An 18,302-nucleotide genomic window follows, 5' to 3' on the forward strand; every position below is an offset into this window, starting at 1 on the left:
CTCCGGCCTGGCGCATGGGCAGGCGCAGGATGGGCCAGGCGTCAGCCCAGGGCATCCTTGACGGGCGACAACTGGCTTGCATGCAGGCGCGCATATGCGCCGCCCTGCTGCAGCAAGGTGGCGTGGCTGCCCGATTCCACCAGGCGCCCGCCCTGCATGACGACGATGCGGTCGGCGCTTTCGATGGTCGACAGGCGGTGGGCGATGACGATGGTGGTGCGGTTGCGCATCAGCACTTCCAGCGCCGCCTGCACCGAACGCTCCGACTCCGTGTCCAGCGCGCTGGTCGCTTCGTCCAGCAACAGGATCGGCGCGTCCTTGTACAGGGCGCGCGCGATGGCCAGGCGCTGGCGTTGTCCGCCCGACAGGCGCGAACCGTTCTGCCCCGCCTGCGTTTCGTAGCCTTGCGGCAACTGCATGATGAAGTCGTGCGCATACGCGGCGCGCGCCGACGCTTCGATGCGGGCCTGGTCCGGCGCCGGGTCGCCATACGCGATATTCGCCGCCATCGTGTCGTTGAACAAAATCACATCCTGGCTGACGAGGGCGAACTGGCGCCGCAGGGCCAGCAGGGAATAATCGCGTACGTCGACGCCGTCGAGCAAAATCTGGCCGCCGCTGACGTCGTAGAAGCGCGGCAGCAAGCCCAGCAAGGTGGTCTTGCCGCCGCCGGAACCGCCCACCAGGGCCACCGTTTCGCCGGCGCGGATATCGAGCGTGATATCGCTCAAGGCCGTGGGCGCGTCGGGATCGTCGCTGTTGTAGCGGAAGTGGACGTTTTGCAAGGACAAATTGCCCTGCACGGCCGCCGGGGCGATGGTGCCCGGGTCCGGTTCCAGCGGCGTGTCGATCAAGCCGAAAACGGATTCGGCCGCCGCCAGGCCACGCTGCAGCGGTTCATTGATCTTGGTCAGGTTCTTGATCGGCGACTGCATCGCCATCAGCGCGCCCATGAAGGCGACGAAGGCGCCCGGCGTGATGGCGCCGCTTTGCGCGCGCAGCATGGCGAAATAGATCACGGACGACAGGGTGATGCCGACGAGCATCATGATGAAGCCGGAATTCATGGCCGAGGTGGCCGCATGCTTGACGGCCAGCTGGCGGTTGCGCTTGACGACGTTGACGAAGCGCGCCTGTTCATAATCCTGGCCGCCAAAGATTTTCACCACGCGCTGGCCGGCTATGCTTTCATCGAGCACGGACGTCAGCTCACCCACGGCTTGCTGCGAACTCTTGCTCAGGTGGCGCATGCGACGGCCCGCCAGGGTCACGACGATGGCCACGATGGGCATCGACGCCATGCAGAACAGGGCCAGTTTCACGTCAATGCTGAACAATAAAATCAGGTAGCCGACGGTGGCGACGGAATCGCGCACCATCACGTTGAGCACGTTCAAGCCCGCCTGCGACACCTGGCTGGCGTCGAAGGCCACGCGCGACTGCGTCAGGCTGGTGGTGGTGGTGTCGAAAAAGCGGCTGGGCAGGCGCATGATGGTGGCGAACATCTTTTCGCGCAAGTCCGCCTGCACCCGGCTCGATAGCCATACGGAACCGTAGTCGCCGGCAAAACTCGAGACCATGCGCAGCACGGCCAGGCCCAGGATGGTGGCGGGGATGACCCACAAGTCCACCTGCCCCGCCTGTGTCGGCAAGAAACGGTCGACCCAGCCCTGCAGCATGCCCATCACGCCGGACGCGGGGGCGACCTGCGTGCTGGCCGTCGCGCGCATGGCGTCGACGACGTTTTGCAACTGGCGGATCAACAACACATCGGTGGCGGACGCCACGCCCACGGCCAGCAAAGTGGCGGCGACGATGGCGCCATAGCGGCGAAACTGGCCGGCCAGGCGGAAGAACAGGAGGCGACTTTGCTGCATGCAGGTGAGAAAAGAAAAGGTAAAGCGTGATTCTAACCGTTGCCAGACTTACCTAGAGGAAAGTCGCACCTTGCCGGCGCAGGACCGGCAAGGGAATGGCATGGACGATCAGCTCTTCGCCACTTTCCACGCGGCCGTGCCGGCCTTGCAGACCTTCAGTTTGAGGGTCTGTTCCTGGCCCTTGGCGTTCAAGCCCACTTGCACCTTGCGGCAGGTTTGCGCATCCGTCTTTTGCGTGTCGCTGGCCGTGATGTCGGCGGCGATGCGCACGGAATTGCGCAAGCCTTCGTTGCTCCATTGCACGGTTTCGCCATCTTTCTTGTCATTGAGCACGTCGGTGACGGCCTTCACGAAGACGGGCTTGTCGTTCTTGTTCAGGTAAGCCATCGGCGTATCGGCCAGGAAACCCAGGCCGACGGCGGAAGCGGAAGCGCTGAAGACGACGCTGCCGAGGATCAGGGCGGACAGCAGTGTGGCGGGACGAATACGCATGAAAAACTCCTTTATAGTAAAAATAGGGACCGCCGGGGCGGTCCTCAGCCGGCATCCGCCGGCGAAATACCCACGGCCAGCAAGGCGTCGATGCTGGGCACAAAATAGATCGCCGACGACAGCGCCGTGGAAAAATCCAGCAGCCTGTCCGTCTTGGTGACGCCATCATAGCCTACGCCGTACATTTGCCGCAGCATGCCCATGCTTACCGTGATGTCCTTGCAGAAACCGACAAACATGACGCCCGCCAGGCCGGCATGCAGCTGGCCAGCTTTTGCCGCCGCGACGGTTTTGTCGAGTACACGGCAGGCGAAGGAGCAAATAGCGGCCAGCATGCACCTTGAGAATCCGATGCTACATTCTTTGCCGTAAAGCAAGTGCACGCTTGACTTGCCGCCGCCGCGGGCTTTCAATGGCAATAGTTTCTAATCATTAACTTTGCCCACCGTCATATCCGTGGCGCGGCAGCGATGAAAGGATGGCGGCGATGGCCCTGGCACAAGAGCGGTATCTGGCGGACACGTGGCAAACGGGCGGCTTGAAGCGGCGCGCCTGCGATTGCGGCGGCACCGTCTTCACGATCCTGCACCAGCGGGTGATGGCGGACATGCGGCGCCGCCAGTTTCTCGGCGGCGCGGCCGCCATGCTGGCGCCCTTCATCGGCCTGTCCGCCGGCAGCGCCAGCGCCCAGCAGCCGCAAACGCCGCAGCGGCCACTCCTGCTGACCAATCTGCGCCTGTTCGACGGCACGGGCAAGGCGCCCCGCTCCGGCATCCATGTGCTCGTGACGGGCCCGACCATTACCGCCCTGCTGCCGGCAGGAGAGAAGGTGGACGGCGTGCAGGTGATCGACTGCCAGGGCAAGCTGGTGATGCCGGGCCTGATCGACGCCCACTGGCACACCATGCTGGCCGCCATCAGCCAGGTGACGGCCATGACGTCCGACGTCGGCTATCTGTACCTGGTGGCGGCGCAGGAAGCCCGGCGCACCCTGCTGCGGGGCTTTACCTCCGTGCGCGATCCGGGCGGCCCCGCGTTTGCATTGCAGCGCGCCATCGATGAAGGCATCGTCGACGGCCCGCGCATCTTTCCGTCGGGCGCCATGATTTCGCAAACGTCGGGCCACGGCGACTTCCGTTTGCGCTCGGACATCCCCCGCGCGGCAAATGCCCCGTTGAGCATGGCGGAAACGGCGGGCATGGCCATGATCGCCGATGGCGAGGCGGAAGTGCTGCGCCGCGTGCGCGAGCAGCTGATGTTGGGCGCGACGCAAATCAAGATGATGGCCGGCGGCGGCGTCGCATCGACGTACGACCCGCTCGACAGCACGCAGTATTCGGAGCGCGAACTGCGCGCCGGCGTGGAAGCGGCCGCCGACTGGGGCACGTATGTGATGGCCCACGTCTACACGCCGAAAGGCATCCAGCGGGCCATCCGCGCAGGCGTGCGCAGCATCGAGCATGGCCAGCTGGCCGATGAAGAGTCCGTGCGCATGATGCGCGATGCGGGCACGTGGTGGAGCCTGCAGCCCTTCCTGCAGGATGAAGACAGCAATGTGTATCCCGATGCGGCGCGCAAGGCCAGCCAGAGGATCGTCGCCGAAGGCACGGTGAAGGCGTATGCGCTGGCGCAAAAGTACGGCATCAAGACGGGCTGGGGCACGGACATCCTGTTCAACGCAAAAAACACGCCCACGCAGGGCCGCCAGCTGGCCAAGCTCACGCGCTTTTACGACCCGCTCACCTTGCTGGCGCAGGCGACGGGGCAGAATGGCGAACTGCTGGCCCTGTCCGGCCAGCGCTCGCCCTACCCGGGCACCCTGGGCCGCCTGGCCGCGGGCGCGCTGGCCGACTTGCTGGTGGCCGAGGGCAACCCGACGAAGAATCTCGATTTCCTCGCGCGCCCCGAGGAAAACCTGTTGCTGATCATGAAGAACGGGCGCATCTACAAGGATACATTGCGCGCGCCGCTGGCAGGCTGAGGTCAACAGCGTTGGCAAGCCGGCACGGCTGCCGCATAATGCGCCCATGTTCAAACTAACTTTTCTCGGCACGTCTTCCGGCGTGCCCACGCGCCACCGCAACGTCACGTCGCTGGCCCTGCAAACCACGCACAACCGCGACTGGTGGATGATCGATTGCGGCGAAGCCACGCAGCACCGGCTGCAGCGCCTGCCCCTGTCCGTGCACGACCTGGTGGGCATCTGCATCACCCACGTGCATGGCGACCACAGCTATGGACTGCCGGGTTTGCTGGCCAGCGCCTCGATGACGGGGCGCAAGAAGCCCTTGCTGCTGATCGCCCCGGCCGCCATCAAGGCCTGGATCGACGCCACCCTGCTGCACACGGAACTGTTCCTCACGTATCCGCTGATCCACATCGACGTGGACAGCGCGCCAGTGGTCTACGAGGAAGCGGGCTTGACCGTTTCGCGCCACGCGCTGTCGCACCGCGCGCCGAGCGTTGCTTATCGTTTTGCGCTGGAAACGAGCAGATGGAAGCTGGACAAGGCCGCCCTGCAGGCGGCCGGCGCGCCGCCCGGCCCCGCCTGGGGACTGTTGCAGGCAGGCCAGGATGCGATCCTCGACGATGGCACGGTCTTGCGCGCCGCCACTTTCCGCCAAACGGAAACGCAGCGCGCCACGGTGGTGATCGGCGGCGACAACGACACGCCCGCGTTGCTGACGGACGCCTGCGCCGGTGCGCAACTGCTCGTGCATGAAGCCACCTACACGGAAGCGATGCTGCAAAAGGTGGGGCCTGGCCCCACGCACAGTTCCGTGCAGCGCGTGGCGCAGTTCGCCGAAGCGGTCCGCCTGCCGAACCTGATCCTCACCCACTTTAGCGCCCGCTATCACCATGCGGAAGGCATGGCAGAGCTGGAAGCGGAAGCGCGCCTGCATTACTCGGGAGAACTGTTCCTGGCGCGCGATTTCGACAGCTATGAGCTCGATGCGGCCGGCGTGCTGAGCAAACTGCCCGCGAAGTCTGGTGGGGATTGATGCCGTACTGCGGATGCATGCAGTATGATCATTCTCCTCCTGATGCAAACCGGGCATTGTGCCCCAATGTCTGCCCACGAATATCGCCATGAAACTGATTGCCCTGCTTTTATCGCTGATTGCCACCTCGGCTTATGGCGGCACCTTGCACCTGGACAAAGCCGCGACGGGCAAAGTGCGGCAAGCCGCCGATATCCGCTATCTCAATCACGATGAAAAACAGACGTACCGGCTGAAAATCGGCAAGCAATGGGTCGCTGGCCATTGCAGCAGCAGCGGCACGGGCAATTTGCACGCGCTGCTGCTGGACATGAATTTCGACGGCCATGCCGACCTGTGGGTCACCGGCTACACGGAAAGCCAGGGGCGCATCCGCTGTTCCGACGTGTGGCTGTGGGATGCATCGGCGAAACAATACCGCTTCAACACACCACTCTCGGCGATTCCGAATCTCGATATCAGCATCGCCGATCAAGGCATCGCAGGCGGCACCGTCAATTGCGGCTGCGCGGCGCAATGCTTTTATGAAGACAGCTATGCCTGGCGGGCAGGCAAGTTCATTGCCATTGCGCGGCGCGCACAGGATTGCGAGCGCTATCGCGAATATCGCCTGAATGACAAAAACGATTTGATTATCGTCAAGGATGAAATCATCGATAGCAGCAACCCCGGCCAGCAAGCCATCGAGAATACAAACGCCTATGACTGGCAGCGCCACGCGCAAACCATGCGCAAAGCCTGGGAGTAAATCCTTCACCACCATCGAACAATGAACGCAGACATGACGACCCATCCAGCATCGATTACCTTCCACGCCGCCAGGGCGGACGACACCCCCGCCTTCATCGACTTGCGCGGCAAGACGCGGCAGAACGCCGTGTCCGCGGAGCGCCTGGCGGAAGTGGGCATCACGGCCGACTCTTGGGCGGAGATGATGCGCTCGGGCAGCCTGCCGGGTCAGGTCTGCCATCACGACGGCCAGCTGGCCGGCTACTGCTTTGGCGAGCGCGACACGGGCGAAATCATCGTCCTGGCCCTGCTGCCGGCATTCGAAGGCCTCGGGATCGGCAAGACCTTGCTGGAATTGGTGATGACGGAACTGCGCGCGCACGGCCACCAACGGCTGTTCCTCGGCTGTTCGAGCGACCCCGCCTCGCGCTCCTACGGCTTTTACCGCTACCTGGGCTGGACGGCAACGGGCGAGACGGACAAGTACGGCGACGACGTGCTGGAGTTTACGTTCAACACAGAGAGATAAGTGACAAGCCAGTGCGGCGCTGGCCCGGTCTTCCTGCGGGAGCCTGGCTATGCCGCCGTCGTTGCCAGCCAGATCAGTCGAACATCACTTGCACGGTGATGAAAGCTTGGCCGTTGCTGCTGGCCTTGCACAATCTGCCGATCTCCATGCCCATCGGACCGGGCCCAAGCAGGCCGGCAATCGTCTTGATTCTTTCCGGTGGCGAATTGGGCATTAGCCTTTGCACTTCCGCCAGCGTTGCCTCTGGGGTTTCTTTAGGGAATATGTTCTGAGCTGCGCAAACAAAGGTGATGGCCTGATTCTGATAATTACCGGCCAATCCCTCCGACAGCTGATCATCGATACCCTTGAGTACCGTGCTTCCATCGATTTTCAAACTATAGACATCATGCGAAAAATTGCCACCAGCAACGCATACCTGCGACTTGCTGGCCTGATCCGCGACGCATACTTCCTTGCCGGGCTTGGCCGAGATCAGATATTGCTTTTCTTCTGCCGCATACGTTGCCGATACGCCAGCGATATACATTAAGGTCGATGCCAGTACCGCTTTTTTGAACTGAGACAACATGAACGCTCCATTAAAAGAATGTCCATATTATAATTTCAAAAAATTTCCCAGTGGAAATATTTATCAACGAATGCCATAGATAATTTCCGGCAGCGTTTGATGAATCAGGCGCTATGCCCCACTGCGATTGGCATCCCACACGCGCAGGATGTGCGTGATGGCCGCGTCAAACACGGCGTAGCCAACGCCATCGCGCGCCTGAATCGATACTCCCGACAAAAAACTGTCGAACACGGCCGCCAGCGCCACCCCATCCGTCTGCGCGGATAACTCTCCGCTGGCCATGCCCCGCTCGACGCAGCGCGCGAAACCGGCCCGCGTGCGCGTGCGCGACGCGGTGAGCGGTGCGGCCACGGCCGCATGTTCGGCCGTCGGCGCGCTCATGCAACCGAGCGCCACCATGCAGCCGGGCGGATGCCCCGGCTCGGACTGCATCGCCGCCGACTGGCGCAAAGCCAGCTCGATGGCCGCGCGCGGCGCCAGGCCATCGTCCCACAGGCACTCCGTCACGCGCGCGAACGTATCCAGATAGCATTGCGCCGCCTCGCGGAACAGCGCTTCCTTCGAGCCGAACGCCGCATAAAAGCTGGGCGCGGAAATGCCGCCGCCCAGGCTTGCCTTGAGCTGGCTCAAGGACGTCGATTCATATCCCTGCTGCCAGAATAAAAACATGGCCTGCTCGACCGCGGCCTGCCGGTCAAACGTGCGCGGCCGTCCCATTTGCGCCATTGCTCGCTCCTTTTTCGTCTACTTACATACTACTCGATACAGAAGTCGTTGACAACGCGGCGCGCCATCACCTATATTTATACCGATCGATACACATGTATCACCACCGCAGTCCGGGGCACTCCTGCGCCCGGCCGACGCGTCACACTTCCAAGGATTTTGCTTTGAATCACGCTACGCTCACCACCGGAACCAGCCCTGCGCTGGCCGACCGCCTCCCCGTCGCCGGCCTGCTGGCCCTGGCCATGACGGGTTTTATCTGCATCGTCACGGAAACCTTGCCCGCCGGCTTGTTGCCACAGATCAGCGCGGGACTCGGCATCAGCGCCGCGCTGGCCGGGCAAATGGTCACGGCCTATGCGCTGGGCTCCCTGCTGGCGGCCATTCCGCTCACCATCGCCACGCGCGGCTGGCGCCGCCGCAATGTGCTGCTGCTCACCATCATCGGTTTTCTCGTGTTCAATACCGTCACGGCCCTGTCTTCCCACTACTGGCTGACCCTGGCGGCCCGCTTCTGTGCCGGCATGGCGGCCGGGCTGGCGTGGAGCTTGCTGGCAGGCTATGCGCGGCGCATGGTGGCGCCGCATCAGCAAGGCCGCGCCCTGGCGCTGGCCATGGTGGGCGCGCCCGTCGCCCTGTCCCTGGGCGTGCCGCTGGGCACCTTGCTCGGCTCCCTGGTCGGCTGGCGCGCCGCGTTCTGGATCATTTCCGCCCTGACATTGATCCTGATCGCCTGGGTGCTGGCGAAGGTGCCGGACTACCCGGGCCAGTCCGTCCATGAACGCCTGCCCCTGCGCCGCGTCTTCGCGACGCCGGGCGTACGCCCCGTGCTGGCCGTCGTCATCGCCTGGATGCTGGCACACAACATTCTCTACACCTACATCGCCCCGTTCGTGGCGCCGGCCGGATTGACGCAGCGGGTCGACCTGGTCCTGCTCGTCTTCGGCGGCGCCGCCATGGCCGGCATCTGGATCACGGGCAAGCTGGTCGAGCGCCACCTGCGCGCCACCGTGCTGGCCAGCCTGGCCGTGTTCGCCGCGACGGCTCTCGTGCTGGGCCTCGCAGCGCACGTCCCCGCCGTCATCTACCTGGGCATGGCCGTCTGGGGATTGTCCTTTGGCGGCGCGGCAACGCTGTTGCAAACGGCGCTGGCCGACACGGCCGGCAGCGGCGCCGACGTGGCCCTGTCGATGAATGTGGTGGCGTGGAATGGCGCCATCGCGGCCGCGGGCGTGGTGGGCGGCGCCCTGCTGGAAACCTGGGGCGCGGGCGCCTTCCCGTGGGCGATGCTGGGCTTGCTGCTGCTGGCTTTCCTCGTCACCTGGTCGGCCCGCGCGCACGGTTTCCGGCCGGGACGCCGCAGCGGCGGCGCGCCCGTGGCCGGGCATTGAGCATCAGCGACCCGCAGGGACGCTCATGATGCGGGGCACGTGTCCCGTATGCGCGAGAAAACGGACCAGGGCGGCGTGCGGCAGCGCCACGGTGGCCGTGTTGCGCAGCGGATGGGCTTGCACAGCATTGGCCTCCCACACGGCCTGGTCCAGCACCAGTTCCACCGCCTGCCTGCCATCATGCAGCAAGGCAAACAGGCTGACGGACCCGGGCGTGATGCCCAGGTGCTGCAACAGGCGCTCGGGCGAGGCCATGCTCAGCTTGCTGACTGGCAGCAAGCGCCCCAGCGCCGCCAGGTCGATGCGCTTGTCGAAAGGCACGATGACGAGAAAATGCCGCCGGCCCTTCGCGTCGCGCACGAACAGGTTTTTCACCATCAGGCCGGACATGGCCGGCACGTGAACCAGTGCTTCATCGATGGTGTGCACGGCCGGGTGCTCGACGAATTGGACATCGCCGGCGCTGCTTGCCAGCCAGCGGGACAGGGTTTCTTGCATGGTCACTCCTCAGCGCGAACGAATGCGCGATGAAGGGATTGTAGCGGCGCACCGCGTGGAACGCTTGCCGTCAAGGCTGCTTCTCGTCCTTGTCGTCCTTGTCGGCCGCCGCCAGCCCCCAGTCATTCCAGCCTTCGCCAAACAGCTCGATCGGATGCTGTGTGCGCTCGGAACCATTACCGCAGCGCATGGCGTCCGGCGGACAATACTTGTCGCAGCCCCAGCAGATGCGTTCGGGGTTCTTGGGGTTCAGGGGGAAAGGCTTGGCCATGGCAGGCGATCGTGGTCGGTTGAGGGTTCCTTGCCGACTCTAGACCTGGTGCGGATGGCGGTCAATTGAATTCGGACGAGGAATTTGCCTGGATCAAATTTGCGAAGATTGCCGTGGTGGCAGCTTGCTCCTGACGCTCACACAGGAGACCGGCAAATGCCATCCGGGGATTGCCCTCATTCCCTTTCATAACTGGTCACCGCATCATTCGCATTACTTTTGATGACCTTCATCATCTTGGCGTTGCCTCGGTATTTCATCTCAAGAATTCTCAGCTGATTTTTCGCCGCCTTGCAGTATTGATGTATGTTCTTGAGAATGTCATCCTGCTGCCGCTTGGGGAGCTCTCCATCAAACTCTCCCGCCAAGTGTTCGCATGCTTCTGCATTATAGATAAACCTGCTGACATCTTTAGGGAGTGGCTCGGCTGAAAAAGCGAAAGAGAAAACACAGTACACTGGCACTATCAGAAAAAAATCTCGCATGATTTTCCCTTAATAGCCGTTATTAGACCAATGTGGCCGATCACTTCCAGGCCCGTTGTATTTTTTGACTCCATATGTTGCAGCGACCGCGATAAGTTGTCTGTTCATGCCTGTTCTGGGCAAAGTAGCAATCTTCACCAGGTTACCGCTCGCATCGTTCACCTCAACCAATCCGCTCCATACCAAATCCATATCAATCGCAAGACCAGCATTGTGTTGTGAGCGTAGTGCGGGTTTGATGGGTAAATTATTAATCTGCAAGACAATCAGCATCGCTTTTGCAGCCTTGACAGATGCATCAATTTCACCGTGATCCCATTCGATATTCACACCCGCCATTTTTGGAATGTGTTGTGGGGATCCAGCTGTTTTCTTGCGAGTCTCCAGGCATAATGCATCAGATCAGAGCGTTGCGGCGGTCTGTAGGTGGCATTGATTGCAACCCTGATCCCCGCCTCTTTCATTGCATACAGAAAATCTTCTACGGCCAAACGAAAATTTCCTGATAAATCCCTGGTATTCGTGCTACCTGGAAATTTCCGTCCCCATTTTTCACCGCGGAGCTCGTCATTCATCTCGTCTCCAGCATTAAATTTCCTTAATTTAATACCAAACTGGAGGGATAGTTTTGACATGAAACAGGGGGCGTGTCAGCGGTATCAAGTGGATATAAAGCGCCTTATCCTGCAGAAACGAACACTTCCAGCACGGTCCGCGCGTAGTTGACACCACCATCCGCCGCAGGTTGCGCCTTGAGTTCGTCCAGCGCATACACCATCGTCACCGTGGCGCCGGGCACGAACAATGCGACATCCTGCTTGCGGTGCGTGTAGATGCTCTCCTCGACTGTCGTGCCATCCGCCAGGCGCAAGGTGAAGCTGTTGACTTGATCGCCACGGCGGCTGTCCTGGCCCGAGAAATACGTGCGCACGATGCTGCCCGTCACCGTTCGCGTCTGGATGCGGCCGGCATTGATGCTTTCCCACCACGCTACGGAGGCGAACAGGCCGTGGCGGCCTTTCAGGCCCATGTGGGGCCTGGAGCTGTCGAGGGTGAGCGATTGCGTCTTGGCGACGCGCGCGGGGTCTTGTGCCAGGGCTGCGGCGAGGGTGTAGATGAGTTGCATAGGGATGCAGGAGTTCGGGACGGTCCTGACTCAATGCTTGCGCCGAATGACGAAAGCATTGCCGGCAGGTTCAAAGCCGAGCGTCGGATTGTAGGACATGGCATCGGGGGCGGAGAGCAAAATCAAGGACACTTCATCGCCGATGACGGCCTGGGTGCGCCTGACAAGCTCTTTGCCGATACCCAGACCCTGGTATTGCTTGTCCACCGCCAGATCCGAGAGATAGCAGCAATATGCATGGTCGGTCAGCGAGCGGGCCAGCCCCACAAGCTCGCCATCCACCCATGCCGACAGCACCAGGCAAGGCGCGGCAAACATGCGCGCGATTCTCGGGAGGTTGCTGGTGGGCCGCTTGATGCCGGAGTGATCGAAGACGCGAACAACGTCCACTGGATCAAGCGGAAAGTGATGACGATATTCGACTGCGGCGTTTTTCATGGGTTCACGGGGACAAGGAGATCAAGCATGCGAAACCGCTGCTACGTGAGTATAACAAGCGATGCTCCAGGCATGGCGACGATACGGCATCGGTGACAGGTCGGGGCACTAGCGCCGATGCTGAAGCACCTGTATCGCGGACGGGAGGCGAGGCCCAGTGCCTGCCTGCTCGGTGGTCATCGCATGAAGCCGCCAAGAACGCGCACCTGAGATTCCTGACGTCAGCGGCCGCATGGCCGACCGATCCATGCAGTTATTCAACCACCTCCCATCTGTTAAAATAGTTGATATCTTCATGCTCAGAGCATGAACAACCTGAATTTTTCAAACATAAGGAATGTGCTTAGCAAATGAAAGCCATTATATTCTGCACCAGCTTTATAAAAGATGCCGCATCATGGGAAAGCCGGTATCAACGGTGGCTCGATTACTACGAAAACATCCCGATCAATGCAGAAAAAAAAATAATGATCGATGATGGTTCACCATTTCTTCCACCTGCTGAAATCATCAATACAGTTTCGCATAGCGCCACATTGGCTTCGAATAGCGACAAAAACCTCATCATTCGCTTCGACAACAATCTGGGACGACAAAACATAACCGACTATCCGGGCTGGTGGCGCAGTTTCCTGCACTCCGTCAAGGTGGCAAATGAATTGGGCGTGGATAAAATCATCCATATCGAGTCGGATGCCTATATCTTGACGCCGCGCCTGGCAAATTTCATCAATGAAATCGAGTCTGGCTGGAATGTCCTGTGGTCGCCCCACTATGAATTCCCAGAAACTGCCATTCAAGTTATCTGCAGAGATCAATTTTCCATTTTTGAGAAATTCAAGAATGACCATCCTGCTTATTCTTTCCAGGACATTGCGGAAAGATTACTTCCTTTCACAGCTGTGCACAAGCAGTTCAAAGGCGACCGCTACAGCGATTTCAGGAAAAACAGATGGATATTCCGCTCGCGGAAATTCAACAATATTCCTATTTTCAAACATGATTTTTTCTGGGAACCAATCCCCCCGGATGCGGACTTCGTCACGCAAGGCATCAGCCGTCAACAATTCGTATTTAAGCGGGATGAAGTTGCTTAAGTTTGCCAAGTCGCCCATGCCGGCTGATGGCGCAATAGACAGGTGCCGCTAACAGCGAAGGTCAGGCCTGCCGGCAAACGGCCGGTGAATTTCTTTTCCGTATCAAACGTGCGATAAAAAAGCCAGTCAGATGACTGGCTTTTTTATTAGGCTGGGCCTTCTGGAAATTGTTTTGCATTATCACAAATTCCATACCATGCAGGCTTGGAGCCCACATAAACATGAAACTGTATTCCCACCTCAGGGTCATCATCCAGGCAGTTTACTGATATTGGAAATGAGTCATTCTCCGAACCAATTTCCCCCAAAGAAGTTCCGCAGTTTTTGCAAAAAGTTCTTGCATACGTAAAGGGGGGGTCTGGCTCATATCGTTGAATAAATTCTCGCCCGTCCAGCAAGGTAAATGAGTCCTTATCAACGAAGGCCAAGGCACTCGCTCCGGCCTTCCGACAACGAGAACAGTGACAAATGCCCATCATGCCTGGGGGGGACGCCAATTCAAACTTGACTGAGCCACAGCAGCAACTGCCCTTGATCATGAAATGTCCTTTTTGAATGCGAATACTGTATATTTGCACAGTATTTCTAGACAAGCAAGGTACACATAGAGGAATTTTTCAGCCACCAAAACAGCATGCGGTCGCGAGGGGCAGGCCTGCCATTCAGACACGGCTGGGAAGCGGCATGTTTTTTAGCTGAGGGGAGCTGTGCGGCGCAGTTCCAGGGCCGGAAGTCGTCGACCGGTTGACCGGATGATCGGCGATATTGCTTGCGGCGCCCCCTGCCATTAGATCCAGGGCGAGCAACATGGCAGTCTGCCGCTCTGCCCCGGCTACTCCTCCCTGCTATTTTCGGCACCGCCCCCGCTGTTTTTGTTGGCAATGCTGGCGCCGCGTAGAGATTTTGGTGAAAACAAACGGTCTAGACCAAGCTTTCCACCGTTCGTCGCAAATTGAGGGAACCTCGGACAACGCTCGATAAGATTCACTGATCCAATTAATGAAAGGGAAACTTATGCGCATTCGTCTATGGCTATTGCCAGTCCATGCTTCAGGCCGCGCGCTACGCCTGGGAGCCTTGCTGGGGGTGGCGGCATGTAGCGGCCCCGCCCACGCGGGCGAGTCCGATATAGCCGAGCGTATCGCCAGCGGGCTGCGGCAGCGGGTGGACATCGCAGGCGAGCCGGCGCAAACCTTCGATATCCAGCAGCGCCTGCGCCGCTATAAGGTCTCCAGCGTCAGCGTGGCGGTCATCCGCGACGGCAAGATCGCTTGGGCCGGCGTCTACCGGCAACCGTCCGCACCTGCGGCCGACACCGACACGCTGTATCAGGCCGCGTCCATCAGCAAGGGCGTGACCGGGGTGCTGGCACAGCGGCTGGCGGGCAGCAACAAGCTCCAGCTCGATAGTCCGGTGGACGCCTGCCTGCGGCCATGGATCCTGCCCGTCGGACAGCAAAGCCCCGAGCATCCGGTGACCTTGCGCAATTTGCTCAACCACACCGCAGGGGCGACCGTGTCCGGCTTCCCCGGCTATCCGCCATCGCAGGTAATCCCTACGGACCTTCAGGTAATCAAGGGCGAGCCGCCGTCGTTCACGCCAGCGGTCGCCATCCAGACCATCCCGGGCGCCGCCTACGCGTACTCCGGCGGCGGCTACACCATCGCCCAAGTCGCCATGCAGCAATGTCTTCGCACGCCTTTTGCGGAGTTGATGCGCCAGCAAGTACTGCAGCCGCTGGGGATGCGGCGCAGCACGTTCGTACAGCCATTGCCGGCGGCAGAACACAACCGCGCGCGCGGCCACTACGCCGACGGCAGCGAAGTCGAAGGCGGGGCCTTCGTCTATCCCGAGCTGGCGGCCGCCGGCCTGTGGACCACGGCCAGCGACCTGGCGCGCTTCGCCATCGGTGTCCAGCAGTCGTGGAAAATCGGCACAGCCTTTCTGAGCAGCACCAAGGCGCGCGATCTGCTGACGCCGGCGCTGAACAATTATGCGCAGGGCTTCTTCGTGGTCGGCGATGGCGAGCACAAACGCTTCATGCATTCCGGCGGCAACACCGGCTTCAAGAGCACCTATGCGATGTATCTCGACAGCGGCAACGGCGTAGTAGTCATGACCGACGGCGACAACGGTAGCTATCTTGGCGGCGAGATCGTCAAGGCGGTGGCGTCCGCCTACGACTGGCCCGATTTCAAACCTCGCCTGGCCCAGGCGGCGGCGCTGGATCTGGCAACGGCCACACGCCACGTCGGCATCTACCAGCTCGACAACTTCGAGGGCCGTTTCGCCAACCGCTACGAACTGCGCTTCGACGGCAAGGACTGGACGATGGTGATGCCGGACATCGGCGCCACCCGGCTGGTGCCGACCGGCAAAACCAGCCTGGTATCCCCCGAGACTGGCGACATCATCGAACTGACGCAGGATGGCGCCCAAGACCTGCTCTTGATCGGAGGGCGCAAGGCCCATCGCAGCCCGGACAGCTGAATCGGCAACGGTAGCGCCAACTCGGCAAGAGAGTACGAGGCGGTGCTGGCCAGCTACGATCACGACGAGCATCCAGACCAGCGCGCCGTGGTCGCCATGGCGATGGCCGCGCTGGGCGCGAGGGTCAGTCTGCGATTTGTATACGGACTGCCGCACAGCGGCAGCGGTAGGATGACCTATTCGGGTACGACCAAGGCTCCTGGATCAAGCACCAGTGGACTCATGCTCGCCGTCTGACCTGACGCCTTTACGCAAGTTGCCGGCCGCACACCGCGAGGCCTCCCCTCCACGTGCTCACCGCCGTGGAGGTTTTTCGTGTCAGCCGGGCCAATGCCCGCTGTTCCAAGCAATCAGAGACGAGCAGGAAGGGCTGGTAGCTCAGTAAATTTCGCCTCGTCTAACAGTTTAGCCTTGTACGCCATTAGCTCATCGTCCGCGATATCGAAACGGTTCAGCCATTCCTCCGCAGCTCGGCCAATCAACCGCGGCTCGCTCCCGGCGGATGCGTAATGCATCCGGACTTTCGGTGTCCTGATGGGCTTGAGGAGCATATTGGGAAGCACCAACCGCGCGGGCATCGGCGAGTCAGCAGGTGCGGCTTCGGGTTGGGCGCCGCCCTGGATGACAAGTCCAGTCCCATAGTCGAATAGGCCAAACCAGTCCATCGGTAATGCCGAACGAATGGCCGATATACCTCCGACTTTTTCCACATAATGATTGTCTATCGCTGTGAGCCAGCCTACTGTTTTAATGCCCAGGTGCGCATTGACTGCGCCGCTGACAAGGTTGCCGGCATCAAACCCCCGGAGCTTGGACGTCAGGAATGCCTCGAATGCCTGGTTCTCGTCATAGCGAGCGGCCGACAGTATTAGACTGTGGCCGCCATATCCGTGGACGGCACATAGGCGTCGTGCAAAGCTTACGAAGAGCGCCTGAAAGAGTCCAGGATTTTCTTCGACGAACAAAATGGGCAGGCTAAACCGCAGCCCGCATAAGCCCCAGCCTCCCATTTCCGCCCGCCAAGCGGGGAGGCCGACGACCTGAAACTCCCATGGACCCGCGTCCTGCGCCTGCACGCCACTGGTGTAATGAAAACTCACTGCATCGTCTGCATCCATACGCACCAGCATTTTGCTCAGCGGTTTTGCCTCCGCGTAGGCCATCTTATCCGGCCCTTCCGGCGGGTCTTCCCGGGAGAGCCAGGTGAGTTTAGGCTCAGCCTTGGCCTGCAACTCTTCGAAACAAGCGCTGATGGCATCGCGAACCGCCGGGAGATGAGCATCCTTGAAGAAGAGCGTGCCAGCGATTGCGGGCACGCTGCCGACATAGTCCTGTGGCCCCTGCTTAGTGAGCAAGCCCCCAGGTACATTCATTGCGTCAGGGTTTTCGCGCAGAAGTTCCAGCAAGTCCAATGGTAATTCAGTCATGTTCAGTCCTTAATACGCTGGCAAGCTACGCACGGGGTCACCTGTTGTAGCGTCGACCACCTGAAAGCGGCCGCGGAAGCGTTCGGTTTCATCCGCAATGGACTCATCCTGATACCTGCTGGCCAACCCGGTGTGGATAGTACCAAAGCCCTGCATCAGGGGCATTGGAGGGGGACTGCCGTGGACGCCCGGCGCCGCGCCTCCCGATGGTGTCGTAAGGGTGGACAGCTGGATCGAGAGTAGCGTGGCGCCACAAGCGGTCTTACAGCCATGCTAGGCCACGGCCTGGCCCGCATCGATGAGGCTGGTGTCACCTTGGCTGATGGGAAACACTCCCTTGCACCGGGGGCAAGAGACCATATCACCGACACGAGCCCAGCCTTTGCCATGAGTATCCGATAGCGGTGAGCAGGTGACGACGGTGCCGCCGTGGCTCGTCTTATCGCCCAGCACGATGATGGAATTGCTCAAGATTTTTGTCATTTTAATATTTTTTTGGCAAAATTAACACAATTATTAAGCTCGACGTTTACGTCACCTCTATGGTCGAAGTTCCACAACGGGATACCGTCGGTCGGCAACTAGCATTCTGTGGCGAGGTTCGCAGACTCGCCCCCCCTGACGCGAATAACGCAAGGGGCAAGTCCGCCATTCAGGCACGGGCTGATGTGTGGCGTGCTGAGATAGCTGACTCTGTCGGAATACTGATTGGAACCATGAACGCGCGCCTGCCGCGCAGCGGCAGCGGTTGGAGGATTCGGGGCGGGCCGGGCAGGTAGGCCCAGCCCTTCGAATCTCACACGCAGGGCGCGAAGGCGCCCTGCTCGCTTCCGCCAGGAAATAAAAAAAGCCGCCCAAGGGGCGGCTCTTCTTTTTATTTCCTGGCGGAAGCGGTGTAATGCACACACCTACTATTCATGCGCCTTACATGAGCACCTCGTAGCAGCGTACCTACGTTTGTACCGTCGATTGAAAAGAAACAGAATTTTTCGATCTTTGACTTGTCCGGCGGTACGCTGTTGCCTGCGGCCTTCGAGCACGGGACGCGAGCGCAAGCTTGGGAAGCTCGACAAGGAACTCAACAGCCATGCGGGCTTGCGGGCTTGCGGGCCATTGTAGCAGCATCAGAAGCGGCCATCCATGCGGTGTA

General features: G+C 60.5%; 22 protein-coding genes. 7 read left to right on the plus strand and 15 right to left on the minus strand.

Annotated features, from left to right (window positions below):
- Nucleotides 1-41 precede the first annotated feature (41 nt).
- The 3 genes from msbA to GCN78_RS25455 all read right to left on the minus strand — a co-directional run bounded on the left by msbA (nucleotide 42) and on the right by GCN78_RS25455 (nucleotide 2,704).
- Entirely contained in the window at nucleotides 42-1,877 is a 1,836-nt protein-coding gene (gene msbA / locus GCN78_RS25445; protein ID WP_152254202.1) for a lipid A export permease/ATP-binding protein MsbA, read from the minus strand.
- A gap of 108 nt (nucleotides 1,878-1,985) precedes the next feature.
- A complete protein-coding gene (locus tag GCN78_RS25450; RefSeq protein WP_152254203.1) occupies nucleotides 1,986-2,369 on the minus strand; it encodes a hypothetical protein in 384 nt (127 codons plus the stop codon).
- A gap of 44 nt (nucleotides 2,370-2,413) precedes the next feature.
- Nucleotides 2,414-2,704, minus strand: a complete 291-nt coding sequence (locus GCN78_RS25455; protein ID WP_152254204.1) for a Dyp-type peroxidase domain-containing protein — start codon at nucleotides 2,702-2,704, stop codon at nucleotides 2,414-2,416.
- 152 nt (nucleotides 2,705-2,856) lie between these two features.
- Here GCN78_RS25455 and GCN78_RS25460 point away from each other — a divergent pair, with 152 nt between their 5' ends.
- From GCN78_RS25460 to GCN78_RS25475, 4 genes are all read left to right on the plus strand, one after another.
- On the plus strand, nucleotides 2,857-4,350 hold the full coding sequence (locus GCN78_RS25460; protein WP_413465236.1) for a metal-dependent hydrolase family protein: 1,494 nt from the start codon (nucleotides 2,857-2,859) through the stop codon (nucleotides 4,348-4,350).
- 46 nt (nucleotides 4,351-4,396) lie between these two features.
- Nucleotides 4,397-5,371: a ribonuclease Z gene (locus GCN78_RS25465; RefSeq protein ID WP_152254206.1), complete on the plus strand. Its 975-nt coding sequence runs from the start codon at nucleotides 4,397-4,399 to the stop codon at nucleotides 5,369-5,371.
- 88 nt (nucleotides 5,372-5,459) lie between these two features.
- Nucleotides 5,460-6,119, plus strand: a complete 660-nt coding sequence (locus GCN78_RS25470) for an XAC2610-related protein (RefSeq protein WP_152254207.1) — start codon at nucleotides 5,460-5,462, stop codon at nucleotides 6,117-6,119.
- Nucleotides 6,120-6,152: 33 nt separating this feature from the next.
- Entirely contained in the window at nucleotides 6,153-6,629 is a 477-nt protein-coding gene (locus GCN78_RS25475; RefSeq protein WP_152254208.1) for a GNAT family N-acetyltransferase, read from the plus strand.
- A 73-nt stretch (nucleotides 6,630-6,702) separates the two neighbouring features.
- Here the strand turns inward: GCN78_RS25475 and GCN78_RS25480 are convergent, their stop codons facing one another.
- Both GCN78_RS25480 and GCN78_RS25485 read right to left on the minus strand, forming a co-directional pair.
- Nucleotides 6,703-7,200, minus strand: coding sequence for a hypothetical protein (locus GCN78_RS25480; protein ID WP_152254209.1), 498 nt, complete (start codon nucleotides 7,198-7,200; stop codon nucleotides 6,703-6,705).
- Between the two features lie 111 nt (nucleotides 7,201-7,311).
- Complete coding sequence (locus GCN78_RS25485) at nucleotides 7,312-7,929, minus strand: TetR/AcrR family transcriptional regulator (RefSeq protein WP_152254210.1); 618 nt, start codon at nucleotides 7,927-7,929, stop codon at nucleotides 7,312-7,314.
- Between the two features lie 245 nt (nucleotides 7,930-8,174).
- On the opposite strand from GCN78_RS25485, the gene GCN78_RS25490 reads away from it, so the two are divergent.
- Nucleotides 8,175-9,320: an MFS transporter gene (locus GCN78_RS25490; RefSeq protein ID WP_226939826.1), complete on the plus strand. Its 1,146-nt coding sequence runs from the start codon at nucleotides 8,175-8,177 to the stop codon at nucleotides 9,318-9,320.
- A 3-nt stretch (nucleotides 9,321-9,323) separates the two neighbouring features.
- Here GCN78_RS25490 and GCN78_RS25495 read toward each other — a convergent pair whose 3' ends face one another.
- The 7 genes from GCN78_RS25495 to GCN78_RS25525 form a co-directional block, all read right to left on the minus strand.
- Nucleotides 9,324-9,818 (minus strand): prolyl-tRNA synthetase associated domain-containing protein, encoded by a 495-nt coding sequence (locus GCN78_RS25495; protein WP_152254212.1) that lies wholly within the window; start codon nucleotides 9,816-9,818, stop codon nucleotides 9,324-9,326.
- A gap of 70 nt (nucleotides 9,819-9,888) precedes the next feature.
- On the minus strand, nucleotides 9,889-10,089 hold the full coding sequence (locus GCN78_RS25500; RefSeq protein WP_152254213.1) for a DUF3079 domain-containing protein: 201 nt from the start codon (nucleotides 10,087-10,089) through the stop codon (nucleotides 9,889-9,891).
- 176 nt (nucleotides 10,090-10,265) lie between these two features.
- Nucleotides 10,266-10,574 (minus strand): hypothetical protein, encoded by a 309-nt coding sequence (locus GCN78_RS25505; protein ID WP_152254214.1) that lies wholly within the window; start codon nucleotides 10,572-10,574, stop codon nucleotides 10,266-10,268.
- Between the two features lie 9 nt (nucleotides 10,575-10,583).
- Nucleotides 10,584-10,904, minus strand: coding sequence for a hypothetical protein (locus GCN78_RS25510; protein ID WP_152254215.1), 321 nt, complete (start codon nucleotides 10,902-10,904; stop codon nucleotides 10,584-10,586).
- Complete coding sequence (locus GCN78_RS25515; RefSeq protein ID WP_152254216.1) at nucleotides 10,901-11,149, minus strand: hypothetical protein; 249 nt, start codon at nucleotides 11,147-11,149, stop codon at nucleotides 10,901-10,903. Before GCN78_RS25515 ends, GCN78_RS25510 begins: the two co-directional genes overlap by 4 nt.
- A gap of 104 nt (nucleotides 11,150-11,253) precedes the next feature.
- Nucleotides 11,254-11,700: a hypothetical protein gene (locus GCN78_RS25520; protein WP_152254217.1), complete on the minus strand. Its 447-nt coding sequence runs from the start codon at nucleotides 11,698-11,700 to the stop codon at nucleotides 11,254-11,256.
- Between the two features lie 30 nt (nucleotides 11,701-11,730).
- Nucleotides 11,731-12,138: a GNAT family N-acetyltransferase gene (locus GCN78_RS25525; protein ID WP_152254218.1), complete on the minus strand. Its 408-nt coding sequence runs from the start codon at nucleotides 12,136-12,138 to the stop codon at nucleotides 11,731-11,733.
- Between the two features lie 350 nt (nucleotides 12,139-12,488).
- Here GCN78_RS25525 and GCN78_RS25530 point away from each other — a divergent pair, with 350 nt between their 5' ends.
- Entirely contained in the window at nucleotides 12,489-13,235 is a 747-nt protein-coding gene (locus GCN78_RS25530) for a hypothetical protein (protein ID WP_152254219.1), read from the plus strand.
- A gap of 146 nt (nucleotides 13,236-13,381) precedes the next feature.
- Here GCN78_RS25530 and GCN78_RS25535 read toward each other — a convergent pair whose 3' ends face one another.
- Nucleotides 13,382-13,774 (minus strand): GFA family protein, encoded by a 393-nt coding sequence (locus GCN78_RS25535; protein WP_152254220.1) that lies wholly within the window; start codon nucleotides 13,772-13,774, stop codon nucleotides 13,382-13,384.
- Between the two features lie 475 nt (nucleotides 13,775-14,249).
- Here GCN78_RS25535 and GCN78_RS25540 point away from each other — a divergent pair, with 475 nt between their 5' ends.
- Complete coding sequence (locus tag GCN78_RS25540; protein WP_193316873.1) at nucleotides 14,250-15,725, plus strand: serine hydrolase domain-containing protein; 1,476 nt, start codon at nucleotides 14,250-14,252, stop codon at nucleotides 15,723-15,725.
- Nucleotides 15,726-16,075: 350 nt separating this feature from the next.
- Here the strand turns inward: GCN78_RS25540 and GCN78_RS25545 are convergent, their stop codons facing one another.
- Together GCN78_RS25545 and GCN78_RS29810 are read right to left on the minus strand one after the other, a co-directional pair.
- Complete coding sequence (locus GCN78_RS25545; RefSeq protein ID WP_152254222.1) at nucleotides 16,076-17,152, minus strand: type VI immunity family protein; 1,077 nt, start codon at nucleotides 17,150-17,152, stop codon at nucleotides 16,076-16,078.
- A gap of 273 nt (nucleotides 17,153-17,425) precedes the next feature.
- On the minus strand, nucleotides 17,426-17,635 hold the full coding sequence (locus GCN78_RS29810; RefSeq protein WP_226939822.1) for a PAAR domain-containing protein: 210 nt from the start codon (nucleotides 17,633-17,635) through the stop codon (nucleotides 17,426-17,428).
- Nucleotides 17,636-18,302: the final 667 nt, after the last annotated feature.

Source organism: Janthinobacterium rivuli (assembly GCF_009208735.1).
Classification (GTDB): Bacteria; Pseudomonadota; Gammaproteobacteria; order Burkholderiales; family Burkholderiaceae_D; genus Janthinobacterium.

Excerpts from the sequence above, each read along its gene's own strand:
- GCN78_RS25520 (WP_152254217.1), bottom strand. The coding sequence starts at position 11,700 with ATGCAACTCATCTACACCCTCGCCGCAGCCCTGGCACAAGACCCCGCG.
- GCN78_RS25530 (WP_152254219.1), top strand. The coding sequence starts at position 12,489 with ATGAAAGCCATTATATTCTGCACCAGCTTTATAAAAGATGCCGCATCA.
- GCN78_RS25455 (WP_152254204.1), bottom strand. The coding sequence starts at position 2,704 with ATGCTGGCCGCTATTTGCTCCTTCGCCTGCCGTGTACTCGACAAAACC.
- GCN78_RS25475 (WP_152254208.1), top strand. The coding sequence starts at position 6,153 with ATGACGACCCATCCAGCATCGATTACCTTCCACGCCGCCAGGGCGGAC.
- GCN78_RS25535 (WP_152254220.1), bottom strand. The coding sequence starts at position 13,774 with ATGATCAAGGGCAGTTGCTGCTGTGGCTCAGTCAAGTTTGAATTGGCG.
- GCN78_RS25490 (WP_226939826.1), top strand. The coding sequence starts at position 8,175 with ATGACGGGTTTTATCTGCATCGTCACGGAAACCTTGCCCGCCGGCTTG.
- GCN78_RS25515 (WP_152254216.1), bottom strand. The coding sequence starts at position 11,149 with ATGAATGACGAGCTCCGCGGTGAAAAATGGGGACGGAAATTTCCAGGT.
- GCN78_RS25525 (WP_152254218.1), bottom strand. The coding sequence starts at position 12,138 with ATGAAAAACGCCGCAGTCGAATATCGTCATCACTTTCCGCTTGATCCA.
- GCN78_RS25505 (WP_152254214.1), bottom strand. The coding sequence starts at position 10,574 with ATGCGAGATTTTTTTCTGATAGTGCCAGTGTACTGTGTTTTCTCTTTC.
- GCN78_RS25450 (WP_152254203.1), bottom strand. The coding sequence starts at position 2,369 with ATGCGTATTCGTCCCGCCACACTGCTGTCCGCCCTGATCCTCGGCAGC.
- GCN78_RS25460 (WP_413465236.1), top strand. The coding sequence starts at position 2,857 with ATGGCCCTGGCACAAGAGCGGTATCTGGCGGACACGTGGCAAACGGGC.
- GCN78_RS25540 (WP_193316873.1), top strand. The coding sequence starts at position 14,250 with ATGCGCATTCGTCTATGGCTATTGCCAGTCCATGCTTCAGGCCGCGCG.
- GCN78_RS25470 (WP_152254207.1), top strand. The coding sequence starts at position 5,460 with ATGAAACTGATTGCCCTGCTTTTATCGCTGATTGCCACCTCGGCTTAT.
- GCN78_RS25500 (WP_152254213.1), bottom strand. The coding sequence starts at position 10,089 with ATGGCCAAGCCTTTCCCCCTGAACCCCAAGAACCCCGAACGCATCTGC.
- GCN78_RS29810 (WP_226939822.1), bottom strand. The coding sequence starts at position 17,635 with ATGACAAAAATCTTGAGCAATTCCATCATCGTGCTGGGCGATAAGACG.
- GCN78_RS25480 (WP_152254209.1), bottom strand. The coding sequence starts at position 7,200 with ATGTTGTCTCAGTTCAAAAAAGCGGTACTGGCATCGACCTTAATGTAT.
- GCN78_RS25545 (WP_152254222.1), bottom strand. The coding sequence starts at position 17,152 with ATGACTGAATTACCATTGGACTTGCTGGAACTTCTGCGCGAAAACCCT.
- GCN78_RS25485 (WP_152254210.1), bottom strand. The coding sequence starts at position 7,929 with ATGGCGCAAATGGGACGGCCGCGCACGTTTGACCGGCAGGCCGCGGTC.
- msbA (WP_152254202.1), bottom strand. The coding sequence starts at position 1,877 with ATGCAGCAAAGTCGCCTCCTGTTCTTCCGCCTGGCCGGCCAGTTTCGC.
- GCN78_RS25465 (WP_152254206.1), top strand. The coding sequence starts at position 4,397 with ATGTTCAAACTAACTTTTCTCGGCACGTCTTCCGGCGTGCCCACGCGC.
- GCN78_RS25495 (WP_152254212.1), bottom strand. The coding sequence starts at position 9,818 with ATGCAAGAAACCCTGTCCCGCTGGCTGGCAAGCAGCGCCGGCGATGTC.